At 56.5% G+C, this 12,763-nt stretch carries 9 protein-coding genes; all 9 read left to right on the top strand.

Features of this window, described 5'->3' with window-relative positions; all coding sequences use genetic code 11:
• Nucleotides 1–917: 917 nt before the first annotated feature.
• The 9 genes from ABLV11_RS14090 (at nucleotide 918) to ABLV11_RS14050 (ending at nucleotide 12,762) form a co-directional block, all read left to right on the top strand.
• Entirely contained in the window at nucleotides 918–2,096 is a 1,179-nt protein-coding gene (locus ABLV11_RS14090; RefSeq protein WP_016809107.1) for a M20 aminoacylase family protein, read from the top strand.
• A gap of 19 nt (nucleotides 2,097–2,115) precedes the next feature.
• A complete protein-coding gene (locus tag ABLV11_RS14085) occupies nucleotides 2,116–2,892 on the top strand; it encodes an ABC transporter substrate-binding protein (RefSeq protein ID WP_195438851.1) in 777 nt (258 codons plus the stop codon).
• A 131-nt stretch (nucleotides 2,893–3,023) separates the two neighbouring features.
• Nucleotides 3,024–3,977 carry an aldo/keto reductase gene (locus ABLV11_RS14080; protein ID WP_348855365.1) on the top strand — a complete coding sequence of 318 codons (954 nt, stop codon included), beginning with the start codon at nucleotides 3,024–3,026 and terminating at the stop codon, nucleotides 3,975–3,977.
• 341 nt (nucleotides 3,978–4,318) lie between these two features.
• Nucleotides 4,319–5,401, top strand: coding sequence for a YncE family protein (locus tag ABLV11_RS14075; protein ID WP_348855363.1), 1,083 nt, complete (start codon nucleotides 4,319–4,321; stop codon nucleotides 5,399–5,401).
• Nucleotides 5,402–5,458: 57 nt separating this feature from the next.
• Nucleotides 5,459–7,660, top strand: coding sequence for a TonB-dependent siderophore receptor (locus ABLV11_RS14070; RefSeq protein WP_348855362.1), 2,202 nt, complete (start codon nucleotides 5,459–5,461; stop codon nucleotides 7,658–7,660).
• A 140-nt stretch (nucleotides 7,661–7,800) separates the two neighbouring features.
• Nucleotides 7,801–9,177, top strand: a complete 1,377-nt coding sequence (gene pheP / locus ABLV11_RS14065; RefSeq protein ID WP_004099947.1) for a phenylalanine transporter — start codon at nucleotides 7,801–7,803, stop codon at nucleotides 9,175–9,177.
• A gap of 150 nt (nucleotides 9,178–9,327) precedes the next feature.
• Nucleotides 9,328–10,569 (top strand): MFS transporter, encoded by a 1,242-nt coding sequence (locus ABLV11_RS14060; RefSeq protein WP_023320506.1) that lies wholly within the window; start codon nucleotides 9,328–9,330, stop codon nucleotides 10,567–10,569.
• 16 nt (nucleotides 10,570–10,585) lie between these two features.
• A complete protein-coding gene (locus tag ABLV11_RS14055; RefSeq protein WP_348855361.1) occupies nucleotides 10,586–11,614 on the top strand; it encodes a sugar phosphate isomerase/epimerase in 1,029 nt (342 codons plus the stop codon).
• On the top strand, nucleotides 11,611–12,762 hold the full coding sequence (locus tag ABLV11_RS14050; protein ID WP_126488716.1) for a Gfo/Idh/MocA family oxidoreductase: 1,152 nt from the start codon (nucleotides 11,611–11,613) through the stop codon (nucleotides 12,760–12,762). Before ABLV11_RS14055 ends, ABLV11_RS14050 begins: the two co-directional genes overlap by 4 nt.
• Nucleotide 12,763: the final 1 nt, after the last annotated feature.

Here is a 12,763-nt window from a genome sequence, read left to right as displayed (position 1 = left end):
AACACAACCCGCTACGGGGGAGACTTACCCGAAATCTGATTTATTCAACAAAGCCATATCTATAAAATAAATGTTCTATTGTGCGGTTATACATTTCATCTATCAAAATCCTGGTCATTACCTCTTGATTGACTGTTTATATTAAATTTGATTTGTTGGGTGTTGTGATATTTTTTGTGTGAATGCTATTTGTCTATGGCATATTCGCTTGTCAATACGAGCCCTGGAGGAGGGTACGCCATAGGGAAATAACCCCGCGAAGCGGATTAAAGGCTGATATTGACTTAGTCAATCAAATATAAGTCTTTTACGCTTGTCAGCCTGGCTTTCAAACGGAAGTATATGACTTTAATTATTTATAAAGCGGGATCTCGGCGCGGCTGATGTCTTAACGTCAATGGTTTAAAAAAACTTTGCTGAATGGAATACTGTGACGCTATTTCACATTATGCATGTACGGCATTTTTATGATGGTTTGTCAATTCAGCTCTTTATCTCATGCAGAAGAATGAGCAACTCATCACTGTTTGAGGTTGAGATAGACGATTTTCGGTTACCGAAAACGGGATCGGCATATTCAGCCTCCTGGAGCGACCCGCGCGGCCAGCTTCCGTCTGACTGCTGGTGGGGTGGATGGAGTAAAATATTCTAGTTAAGCGGTTTGTCAGACGTTTCATGGCGAAATGTTGCTATTTTTATAGTCTGATCTCCTGACGTCGCTGTTAATTTTAGATTATTGAAAAAGAATAACTATATCTAAAGTTATGCCTTGAGCCAGTACCGTGAATTCACAAAATTCATCATTATGAGTAAATAAGATGATGCCTCCTTCCTCTATCACAAATCCTACTTGCATTAAGCCTCTGACAAGTTAAGTTATTCAAACTGAATATCTCATTTTTTGCCCGGAGACCGGCATGACCGACTGTGTAATTCCCGAAATTAAAGCCACTGAAGAAGAAATGATTGCGATCCGTCATTATTTACACGCCAATCCGGAATTAAGTCTGGAAGAGTTTAATACCAGCGAGCTGGTGGCCGGAAAACTGACCGAGTGGGGCTATACGGTAACCCGCGGGCTGGCGAAAACCGGGGTGGTCGGAACCTTAAGCAAAGGCGATTCTCCGCGCACTATCGGCCTGCGCGCCGACATGGACGCGCTGCCGATTTTCGAAACGACCGATCTCCCGTGGGCCAGCACCGTTGCCGGGAAAATGCACGCCTGCGGCCATGACGGTCATACCACCATTCTGCTGGCGGCGGCGAAGTATATCGCCTCTCCGGCCTGTCAGTTCAACGGCACGGTTCACCTGATATTCCAGCCTGCCGAAGAAGCTATCGGCGGCGCGGATTTAATGATTAAAGACGGCCTGTTTGAGCGCTTTCCCTGCGAGCGCATCTTCGGCCTGCACAATATGCCGGGCCTGCCGGTAGGGAAAGTTGGCTTTTACGCCGGTAATTTTATGGCCTCGGCGGATACGGTAAAAATTACCATTACCGGCTACGGCGGCCACGGCGCGCACCCCGAGCGCACCGTCGATCCGATTGTCACCGGCGCGGCGCTGGTGATGAATCTGCAAAGCATCGTTGCGCGTAACGTACCGCCGGGCGAAACCGCGGTAGTGAGCGTCGGCACTTTCCAGGCGGGCATTGCATCGAACGTCATTCCGGAGAACGTGGTGATGGAGCTGAGCGTGCGGGCGATGAAGCCGGAAATCCGCGACCTGCTGATTAAACGCATCAAGGAGCTTGCTGATTTTACCGCCAAAAGCTACGGCGCCAGCAGCGAGGTAGAGGTCTTTGACTCTTATCCGGTACTGACCAACAGCGTTGAAGAGACCGAATTCGCCAAAGCGCTGGCGCTGGAAGTCTTTGGCGAGGAGGGCGTGCTGGAATCCATCTCGCCGATGAACGCCAGCGAAGATTTTGCCTTTATGCTCCAGCAGCGCCCCGGCTGCTACTTCCTGCTGGGCAATGGCGAGAAAGGCGGGAAGGGCAGCTGTATGGTGCATAACCCTGGCTATGACTTTAATGACGATATTATTTCCACCGGCGCGACGCTGTTTGCCCGGTTAGTTGAAACACACTGCCGTTGATCTCTGGAGTCCATAAATAATGAAAAAATCTCTTCTGCTGTGGGTCGCGCTGATGGCCTCAACCTCAGCCCTGGCCGCAGAAAATAAGGAAATTCGCTTTGGCGTCGACCCGACCTTCGCGCCGTTTGAATGGAAAGATCCGCAGGGTAAGCTGCAGGGTTTTGATATTGACCTCGGCAACGCGATTTGCGCACAGCTGCAGGCGAAGTGCGTGTGGGTGGAAAGCAATTTCGACGGTATTATCCCGGCGCTGAAGGCGCGTAAGTTCGATGCGATCCTCTCCGGCATGTATATGACCGAGAAACGCAAAGAGCAGATTGGCTTTAGCGACAAGCTGTACAACGGCCCGGTATTCCTTGTCGCGCGTAAAAACACCCTGGCCGGAAACACCGTCGAGCAGTTGAAAGGCAAAACCATCGGCGTCGAGCAGGGATCGGCGCAGGAGACTTACGTTAATCAGCACTGGCGTCCGGCAGGAATCAATATCGTCGCCTATCAGGGGGCGGATCGCGTGGTTCAGGATCTGGAGTCCGGGCGTATTGACGGCGCCGTGCTTTCCGGCATGATGGCCGACTACAGCTTCCTGCAGCAGCCGCAGGGGAAAGATTTTACCTTCGTTGGCGGACACCTGAAGGACGACAAGCTGTTCGGCGCCGGCGCGGCGATTGGCCTGCGCAAAGAGGACGATGCTCTGCGCCAGGAGATTAACGGCGCGATTGCCACTATTCTTGCCGACGGCACTTATAAAAAGCTCGCCGGGAAATATTTTAGCTTTGACGTCTATTCCGGGACATAATGTTGTTATGCATTCAGCGGGCGCGGAAAGCCCGCTTCTAGCTTCCTTTTCTTACTATCCCGTAATTGTCCTTTTCTGGCCCTCACGGCGTTCCGAAGGATACTGAATATAAGCGATAAGGAGTGAACGGCATGATCACACGTCCCCTGGGCAAAACCGGATTTTCCATCGCCCCGCTGGTGTTTGGCGGTAACGTTTTTGGCTGGACCACCGATGAAAAAACCAGTTTTGCCATTCTTGATGCGTTTATAGACCACGGCTTCGATGCTATCGACACGGCGGATGTTTACTCCCGCTGGGCGGATGGCAACCGGGGCGGCGAGTCTGAAACCATTATTGGCCGCTGGCTACAGGCGCGGCCAGGCATGCGCGAGAAGGTGAAGATCTTCACCAAAGTGGGTTCCGATTTAGGCCTTCCTGGCCATAAGGGGTTGAAAAAAGCCTGGATCCAGCAGGCGGTAGACGATTCGCTCCGTCGCCTGAACACTGATTATATTGACCTCTATTTTGCCCACTGGCCGGACCCGGAAACGCCGGTCGCCGAAACGCTCGAAGCCTTCCACGCCCTGCAGCAGGCGGGTAAAATCCGCGCGATGGGCGCCTCGAACCTTGACGCGCAGCAGCTGTCGAGCGCGCTGGAGGTGTCGCGTAAAAGCGGCCTGCCGGCCTGGCAGGTACTGCAGCCGGAATACAATCTTTATCATCGCTCGGCTTTTGAAGGCGCGCTCTGCGACCTGTGCGTCAGTCGCGAGATCGGCGTGGTGACCTACTACAGCCTGGCGTCCGGCTTCCTGACCGGTAAATACCGCCAGCAGTCCGATCTGGCGCAAAGCCAGCGCGGCAGCGGCATTGGTAAATACCTTAATCCTCGCGGGCTACGTATTATTGATACCCTGGCTGAGGTCGCGGAGCAAAACGGCGCTAAACCTGCCGAAGTCGCTCTGGCCTGGCTGATGACCCGCGAAGGCGTGACGGCACCCATCGCCAGCGCCACCAGCATTGCACAAGTAGAGAGCTTTGCCCGCGCCGCCGCGCAGAGCATCAGTGCTGAACAGCTGGCGCGCCTGGACACCGCCAGCGCGTAGTCATTGAGGCCGGAGCCTGTCGGGTCCGGCCCTCTGCATCTCAGCGTTTTGTCGCGCATTGTTCCTCACCTTCAGCTCATCCCTCTGCGGCGAATCCCTTTCAGCGAAAAATGAAACGTTTTTCCATTCGCCAAAAGCCAGGCTTGATTACGATAAGATAATGCGTATAGTTCTCATTCTTCTTCTTGTTTGCGGTTTTATCAGGAGATAACCTGCGTTCGTCGCGGGCTCACAGGGAAACGGCGAAGGCACAGGATGGGGCTCACAGGCGCAAGACCGGAAACGTTAATTTCGGCGGCGGAGTCACTATCGGATCGTTGATTTTGTTCAGGATTGATCTTATGAAATGCACTCTCCCGGCGCTGGCGCTGGCTATTTCTGCTGTCTTAAGCGGCTGCGCCGCCACCCATACCGTTCCGGCTTCTCAACATGTGGCTGAAAAAAACGCGGTTACCCCCGCACAGCCGCTGAAGCGCGAGCTGGCGGAGGGGCTGTATGAAATGGCGCTCAGCCCGAAAGGCGATGCGCTATACGTGGCCAGCGCTGAAGGCTTTAAAGATGTGCAGGGCGGGGCGGTCTATAAGCTGGACCCGACGACCCTGAAAACCCTCGGCATGACCCACACAGACCTGAAAAACTTTGCCGTACAGATTAGTCCGGATGGCAGTACGCTGTACGTGACCAACTCGCTGGACGGCGGCATTAGCGCCATTGATACCGCCAGCGGCAAAGTCAAAAAACGCCTGCTGTTCAGCGAGCGTAACAAAGAGGGATTCCCGTACGGCGCGCGGCAGATCCTGTTGCTCAATAACACGCTTTATGTCGGCGCGGTGGCCGATCCGGCACAAATCTGGGTCGTCGATGCCGACACGCTGAAGCTGAAAACGCGGATTAAAAATACCGGCAAATGGATGACCGGCCTGCACTACTCTGCGCAAACCGGACGTCTCTATGCGGCAAACGGCAGCGGCGAGGTGTTGGTGATTAACCCACGCAACAACCGTATCGAGCAGCGCTGGAAGCCGCTGGGCGCTAAGCCAGCCCTGCTGCTGAATATGGCCGAAGATAGCGCCACCGGCCGCCTGTTCGTCACCGACAACTCGCAAGCGAAAACCACGCTGGTGCTTGATATCCATACCGGTAAGCTGATTAAGCAGCTGGAAGTGGGCGATTCGCTGGCGGTGCAGTTCAATCCAAAGCGCAGCGAGATTTATATTTCCCAGCGTGAATCCGGCAAAGTAATCAGCCTGGATGGCAGCAGTTACGCGTTGAAAAAAACATGGGATATTCCGGCTAACCCCAACAGCCTGCTGATCTCCGCCGACGGGCAGACATTGTTTGTCACCGTCAAGCAGCCGTTCAATAAAGATCATTCGACGAAAGGGCCGGACAGCGTTGTCCGCATTGACCTGACCGCAAAATAAAAAATCTGGCCCGGCAACGGGCCCCTGGCTTTATTTTCCTATCTATGGGACCAAATTATGCGTAGCTCCTGCTCTCCGGCCTTCCCACTGCGAAAAACGCTGCTGGCGTTAACCGTTGGCGCGATCACCCATTCAGCCGCTGCGGTAGAAAACGACGCCGGCGAACGTCAGAAAAACGAAGAAACCATGGTCGTTCAGGCGACGCCCGACAGCCGCTTTAGAGCCGGCGGCGACCTGGTGGTGCCCGCCTATCTCGACGGCCAGGTCGCCAACGGCGGCCGCCTCGGAATGCTCGGCGAACAAAACGCGATGGACGTTCCGTTCAGCATTATCGGCTATACCTCGAAGCTGATTCAGGATCAGCAGGCGAAAACCATCACCGATGTAGTGAGTAACGATGCCGGGGTTCAGCCGGTGCAGGGCTACGGTAACTACGCTGAGACCTACCGCATTCGCGGCCTTAAATTTGACGGCGACGATATGACCCTGAGCGGGCTGGCGGGCGTGGTGCCGCGTCAGGTAGTGGATACCGCCATGCTTGAGCGGGTCGAAATTTTTAAAGGCGCCAATGCTCTGCTGAACGGCGCAGCCAGTTCCGGCGTCGGCGGCATGATCAACCTTGAACCCAAGCGCGCGGAAGATATCCCGACCGCTCGCGTGGGCGTGGACTATACCTCAGATTCTCAGGTCGGAGGCTCGCTGGATTTGGGTCGCCGCTTTGGCGACGATAACCAGTTCGGCGCGCGGGTGAACCTGGTGCACCGCGAAGGCGAGGCGGCGGTGGAGAGTGATAAACGCAGAACCACGCTGGCTTCTATTGGTCTCGATTATCGCGGCGAACGCATGCGCAGCTCGTTTGACTTTGGCTATCAGAAAAAAACCTTCCACGGCGGCCCGATGGGGATCAACATTTCGGGCGTCGATTTTATTCCGCGCCTGCCGGATAACACCCACAACTACACGCAAAAATGGGCTTACAGCGATATCGAAAATGAGTTTGGTATGCTTAGGATGGAATACGACATTGTCGATAAATGGACCGCCTATGCCTCTTTAGGCGCGCAGCACGCCCATGAAATCGGCTTATATAGCGCGTCGAAGCTCATTGACCGGGCGGGCAACGCCACGGCGGGGCGCCTGGATACCAACCGCTATATTGATACCGCCAGCGGTATGGCCGGGGTACGCGGCGAGTTCGCCACCGGTTTTGTATCGCACAAGGTCAACGTCGGCTATTCGGCGAAAACCCAAAACGATAAAACCGCATGGCGGATGTCGAAGGCGGCGGATAACCCGCTGGTGAATATCTACGATACTCAGCAGGTTGCGCCTCCAGCGAACGCTTCCTTCGGCGGCGATTATTACGATCCGCTGACCAGCGGCCGTACCCGTTCCCAGGGCTGGCTGCTGAGCGACACCCTCGGCGTGCTGGATGATACGCTACTGTTCACCGTTGGCGCTCGTCATCAAAAAGTGGTGGTCCGCAACTACGATAAAATCACCGGCCTGCAAAGCGATGCGTATGACGACAGCCGCTGGATGCCAACCTATGGAGTGGTCTACAAGCCGTGGCAGGTTATCTCTCTATACGCCAACCATACCGAAGCCCTGCAGCCGGGTAGCAACGCGCCGACCTCCGCCGCTAACTATGGGGAAAGCGTCGGAATTATTCACTCCAAACAGAACGAAGTCGGGATGAAGGCGGATTTTGGCCGCATTGGCGGCTCGCTGGCGCTGTTTGAAATTAAAATGCCGTCAGCATTCCTCGATAGCCAGAAACGCTATGGCCTTAACGGCGAGCAGCGTAATCGCGGTGTTGAATTTAATCTCTTCGGCGAACCGCTGTACGGTCTGCGCCTTAACGCCAGCGCGACCTGGCTGGAAGCCGAACTGTCGAAAACCAAGGATGGTATCAACGACGGTAAAACAGCGATCGGCGTACCGGGGTTCTACGCGGTGCTTGGGGCAGAGTATGACATCAAGCCCATCGACGGCCTGACCGCCACCGCGCGCCTCAACCATTCCGGTTCGCAGTATGCCGATCAGGCGAACAGCAAGAAGATTGATAGCTTCACGACTCTGGATCTCGGCTTGCGCTATCGTCTGGCGCTTAACGAGAACCAGAACCAGATGACGATTCGCGCGGGCGTCGATAACGTGACGGATGAGAACTACTGGTCCGGCGCGGATGACAGCGGAACCTATCTGTTCCGCGGCGAACCGCGGACGTTCAAGGTTTCGGTCGGCTACGAGTTCTAAGCAAAACGCTGGGGCGGGCAGGGCTGCTCGCCCCTTGTGATAAATCAATGAACGTATGAAGCCAGGGCATCTGCGGCTTGAAGTATGACGGGGATAAGTGTTACAAGGTGCCCCTTCATATAAACACACAGGGGATCGACGTGAAAGACGCGTCAACGCCGTCGGATGCCGTAGAGGAAAGCGGCCCGACGCTTCACCGCGGTTTACAGAACCGACATATTCAGCTTATCGCCCTTGGCGGCGCCATCGGTACCGGCCTGTTTCTCGGCATCGGGCCAGCCATTCAAATGGCGGGACCGGCCGTACTGCTCGGCTATGCCGTCGCCGGCATCATCGCATTTCTGATCATGCGCCAGCTTGGCGAAATGGTCGTTGAAGAACCGGTTTCTGGTTCCTTTGCCCACTTTGCTTATAAGTACTGGGGGCCGTTCGCCGGCTTTCTTTCCGGCTGGAACTACTGGGTAATGTTCGTGCTGGTCGGGATGGCGGAGCTGACCGCCGCCGGGATCTATATGCAGTACTGGCTGCCGGACGTGCCGACGTGGATCTGGGCCGCCGCTTTTTTCATCATTATCAACGCCGTCAACCTGGTGAACGTGCGTCTGTACGGTGAAGCGGAGTTCTGGTTTGCGCTGATCAAGGTGCTGGCGATTATCGGCATGATCGGCTTTGGCCTGTGGATGCTGTTCGGCGGCCACGGCGGCAGCAAAGCGGGCATCGATAACCTGTGGAAACACGGCGGTTTCTTCGCCACCGGCTGGCATGGCCTGATCATGTCGCTGGCGGTCATTATGTTCTCCTTCGGCGGGCTGGAGCTCATCGGCATTACCGCGGCGGAAGCCCACAATCCGGAAAAGAGCATCCCGAAAGCGGTTAACCAGGTGGTATACCGTATCCTGCTGTTTTATATCGGCTCGCTGGTGGTTCTGCTGGCGCTCTATCCGTGGGTGGAAATTAAATCCGACAGCAGCCCGTTCGTGATGATCTTTCATAATCTTGACAGTAACGTGGTGGCTTCAGCGCTAAACTTCGTCATTCTGGTAGCGTCGCTGTCGGTCTATAACAGCGGCGTTTATTCCAATAGCCGGATGCTGTTTGGCCTGTCGGTACAGGGCAATGCGCCGAAGTTTCTCGCCCGCGTCAGCAAGCGCGGCGTGCCGGTTAACTCTCTGCTGCTATCGGGAGTCATTACTTCGCTGGTGGTGCTGCTTAACTACCTGCTGCCGCAAAAAGCTCTCGGTCTGCTGATGGCGCTGGTGGTAGCGACGCTGCTGCTGAACTGGATTATGATCTGTCTGGCGCACCTGAAGTTCCGCGCCGCCCAGCGGCGCAAAGGGCGCGAATCGAAGTTTAAAGCCCTGTTGTCGCCCGCCAGCAACTATATCTGTATCGCCTTTCTTGGGCTGATCCTGGTGCTGATGTGCACGATTGACGGTATGCGCCTGTCGGCGATTCTGCTGCCGGTCTGGATCCTGTTCCTGTTTGTGGCCTTTAAAACCCTGCGCCGTTCGGCGTAGGGCGATCGCCCCGTCGTCCGGCGGGGCATTATCTCTTTTTATTGTGATCTTCTTCGCGCTTAGCGTATTTTGCTCGCGATCTTCTTTTTGTAATCGATTACTTTTGATTTGAGCGTATTTGTAATCGATTACTTTTTGAGGGCGGTCGAAATGGTCACAACAACCGAAGGTCGTGAAACACCCCGCGTAGCCCACCGTTTTCTGGTGCCGCGGCTGTCGTTAATGATGTTTATGCAGTTTTTTATCTGGGGAAGCTGGTCGGTGACGCTGGGGTTGGTGATGACCCGCTATGAGATGTCGCTGCTGATTGGCGATGCCTTCTCCGCCGGGCCGATTGCCTCTATTCTCTCACCGTTTGTGCTGGGGATGCTGGTCGATCGCTTTTTCGCTTCGCAGAAGGTGATGGCGGTAATGCATCTGGCCGGGGCGGTTATTTTGTGGTTTGTTCCGCAGGCGCTGGTGGCGCAAAACGGCGCGCTGCTGATCGGCCTGCTGTTCGGCTATACCCTGTGCTATATGCCGACGCTGGCGCTGACCAACAATATCGCTTTCCACAGCCTGGCGAACGTCGATAAAACCTTCCCGGTGGTGCGCGTCTTCGGCACTATCGGCTGGATCATCGCCGGTATCTTTATCGGCGTCACCGGTATCTCCGATACCACCGGTATTTTTACTCTGGCGGCGCTCTGCTCGGTGGCGCTGGCCGTTTATAGTCTGACGCTGCCGCATACGCCGGCGCCGGCGAAGGGGACGCCGGTACAGTTTCGCGATCTGCTGTGCGCCGACGCTTTCGCGCTGCTAAAAACGCGCCACTTCCTCATTTTCTCCCTCTGCGCGACGCTGATTTCGATTCCGCTCGGGACCTACTATGCCTACACCGCCTCTTATCTGGCGGATGCCGGGGTGGCGGACGTCAGCACCGCGATGTCTTTCGGTCAGATGTCAGAAATCTTCTTTATGCTGGTGATCCCGCTGCTGTTCCGCCGCCTGGGGGTTAAATACATGCTGCTGATCGGCATGGCGGCGTGGTTCGTACGCTACGCCTTCTTTGCCCTTGGCGTCAGCGAAGAGGGGCGGTTCCTGCTCTATCTGGGCATCCTGCTGCACGGCGTCTGCTACGACTTTTTCTTTGTAGTCGGCTTTATTTATACCGATCGCGTGGCCGGTGAGAAGGTCAAAGGCCAGGCGCAGAGCATGATTGTTATGTTCACCTATGGCATCGGTATGCTGCTGGGATCGCAGATCTCCGGCGCGCTGTATAACCATCTGGTCGCCGGCCAGAGCGTGCCGCAAGCGTGGGTGACCTTCTGGTGGATCCCGGCGGTGGCCGCTGCGGTTATCGCGCTGATTTTCCTTTTCTCTTTCCAGTACAACGAGAAAGAGCAGCGTTAATTTTTCAGGAGGTGGTATGAAAACCATTAAAGGACCGGGCATTTTTCTGGCGCAGTTTATCGGCCCGCAGGCGCCGTTTAATACCCTGGAGGGCGTGGCGCAGTGGGCCGCAGGTTTGGGCTATCAGGCATTGCAGATCCCCTGCAATTATCCGGCGATTTTCGACGTTGAACGCGCCGCCGCAAGTCAGAGCTACTGCGATGAGGTGAGCGGCATACTGGCGGAACAGGGCCTGGCGATCAGCGAGCTGTCCACTCATCTTGAGGGACAGCTGGTGGCCGTCCATCCGGCTTATGATAAGGCCTTTGACGCGTTTGCGCCCGCCGCGCTGCGCGGTAACCCGCAGGCGCGCAAGCAGTGGGCGGTCGAGAAAGTGCGCCAGGCGGCGGTGGCCTCGGCGCGTCTGGGGCTGAAGGCGCACGCCACCTTTTCCGGCGCGCTGGCGTGGCCTTATTTTTATCCGTGGCCGCCGCATAATCAGCCGCTTCTCGATGAGGCCTTCGATGAACTGGCCCGGCGCTGGCGACCGCTGCTGGACGTTTTTGACGAGCAGGGCGTGGATGTCTGCTACGAAATCCATCCCGGCGAAGACCTGCATGATGGCGTGACCTTTGAGCGTTTCCTGCAGCGGGTCGATAACCATCCGCGCTGTAATATGCTCTATGACCCCAGCCATCTACATCTTCAGCAGATGGACTACCTGGGTTACATCGATATCTATCATTCGCGGATCAAAGCGTTTCACGTCAAAGATGCCGAATTCCGCCGCAGCGGGCGCAGCGGGGTCTACGGCGGCTATCAGAACTGGCAGCAGCGGGCGGGGCGTTTTCGTTCGCTGGGCGACGGGCAGATCGATTTCAAAACGATTTTCAGCAAGCTCACCGAGTATGATTTTGACGGCTGGGCGGTGCTGGAGTGGGAGTGCTGCCTGAAGGACGCGGAGGTTGGCGCGCGCGAAGGCAGCGAGTTTATCCGCCGCCATATCATCCCGGTCTCCGGGCGGGCGTTTGATGACTTTGCCGCAGGCAAGGAGGGGGAAGAATGATTCAGATCGGCATTATTGGCTCCGGGTTTATCGGGCCGGCGCATCTGGAAGCGCTGCGTCGGGTAGGCGACATCGAGGTGGTGGCGCTGTGCGACGGTTCGCTGGAAGTGGCGCAGCAGAAGGCGCGCCAGCTCAACGTGGCGCACGCCTACGGTAGCGTCGAGGCGCTGCTGGCGCATCCCGGATTGCAAGTGGTGCATAACTGTACGCCGAACCACCTGCATGCGCGGATTAACCGACAGATCCTCTCCGCCGGTCTGCACGTTTTTTCAGAAAAACCGCTCTGCATGACCACCGAGGAGGCCCGCGAGCTGGTGGCGCTGGCGGAAAGCGCCGGAGTGGTTCATGGGGTCAGCTTTGTGTATCGCCAGTTTGCCATGGTGCAGCAGGCGGCGGCGATGATGCGCAACGGCGACGTCGGGAGGCTGTTTGCGGCGCACGGCAGCTATTTGCAGGACTGGATGCTGCTGGAGAGTGACTATAACTGGCGCGTGGATTCGGTGCAGGGCGGGGCCTCGCGGGCGATGGCCGACATTGGTTCCCACTGGTGCGATACGGTGCAGTTTATGACCGGCCGACGCATTGTGGAGGTGATGGCGGATCTGTCTATCGTCTGGCCGACGCGCCAGGTGCCCGTGGCCGGCGACGCGACGTTCAGCCAGCATCGCGATGGTACCGCGTATGAAGCGCGGCCCGTCGATACCGAAGATTTGGGGTCGGTCCTGTTTCGCTTCGACGATGGCAGCAAGGGGAGCTTTATCGTTTCGCAGGTCAGCGCCGGGAGAAAAAACGGCCTGACGGTGGAGATCGGCGGCAGCCGCTGTTCGCTGGCCTGGGATCAGGAGGTGCCGCAGCGGCTGTGGATTGGTCATCGCCAGCGGCCAAACCAACTGCTCAGCGACGATCCGAGCCTGATGCTCGGCGAGGCCGCCGCCAGCGCCCATTTCCCCGGCGGGCATAATGAAGGCTGGCCCGATGCGTTTAAAAATATGATGCTGAGCTTTTATCAGGCGGTGCGCGCCGACCGAATGCCGCCGGCATCGTCGCGGCGTTTCGCTTCGTTCTACGAGGGGGCAGACGTGATGTACATCATTGCGGCGATAGTGAAAAGCCATCAGCAGCAGCGCTGGGTGAAGGTGGAAAGGTAAG

Source organism: Klebsiella sp. GW_Kp181 (assembly GCF_040062315.1).
Lineage (GTDB): Bacteria > Pseudomonadota > Gammaproteobacteria > Enterobacterales > Enterobacteriaceae > Klebsiella > Klebsiella oxytoca.
This window is presented reverse-complemented; position numbering and strand designations above follow the sequence as displayed.

Bases quoted from the DNA above. Each gene is read 5' to 3' on its own strand.
- ABLV11_RS14090 (WP_016809107.1), top strand. From the start codon at position 918: ATGACCGACTGTGTAATTCCCGAAATTAAAGCCACTGAAGAAGAAATG.
- ABLV11_RS14085 (WP_195438851.1), top strand. From the start codon at position 2,116: ATGAAAAAATCTCTTCTGCTGTGGGTCGCGCTGATGGCCTCAACCTCA.
- ABLV11_RS14080 (WP_348855365.1), top strand. From the start codon at position 3,024: ATGATCACACGTCCCCTGGGCAAAACCGGATTTTCCATCGCCCCGCTG.
- ABLV11_RS14075 (WP_348855363.1), top strand. From the start codon at position 4,319: ATGAAATGCACTCTCCCGGCGCTGGCGCTGGCTATTTCTGCTGTCTTA.
- ABLV11_RS14070 (WP_348855362.1), top strand. From the start codon at position 5,459: ATGCGTAGCTCCTGCTCTCCGGCCTTCCCACTGCGAAAAACGCTGCTG.
- ABLV11_RS14060 (WP_023320506.1), top strand. From the start codon at position 9,328: ATGGTCACAACAACCGAAGGTCGTGAAACACCCCGCGTAGCCCACCGT.
- ABLV11_RS14055 (WP_348855361.1), top strand. From the start codon at position 10,586: ATGAAAACCATTAAAGGACCGGGCATTTTTCTGGCGCAGTTTATCGGC.
- ABLV11_RS14050 (WP_126488716.1), top strand. From the start codon at position 11,611: ATGATTCAGATCGGCATTATTGGCTCCGGGTTTATCGGGCCGGCGCAT.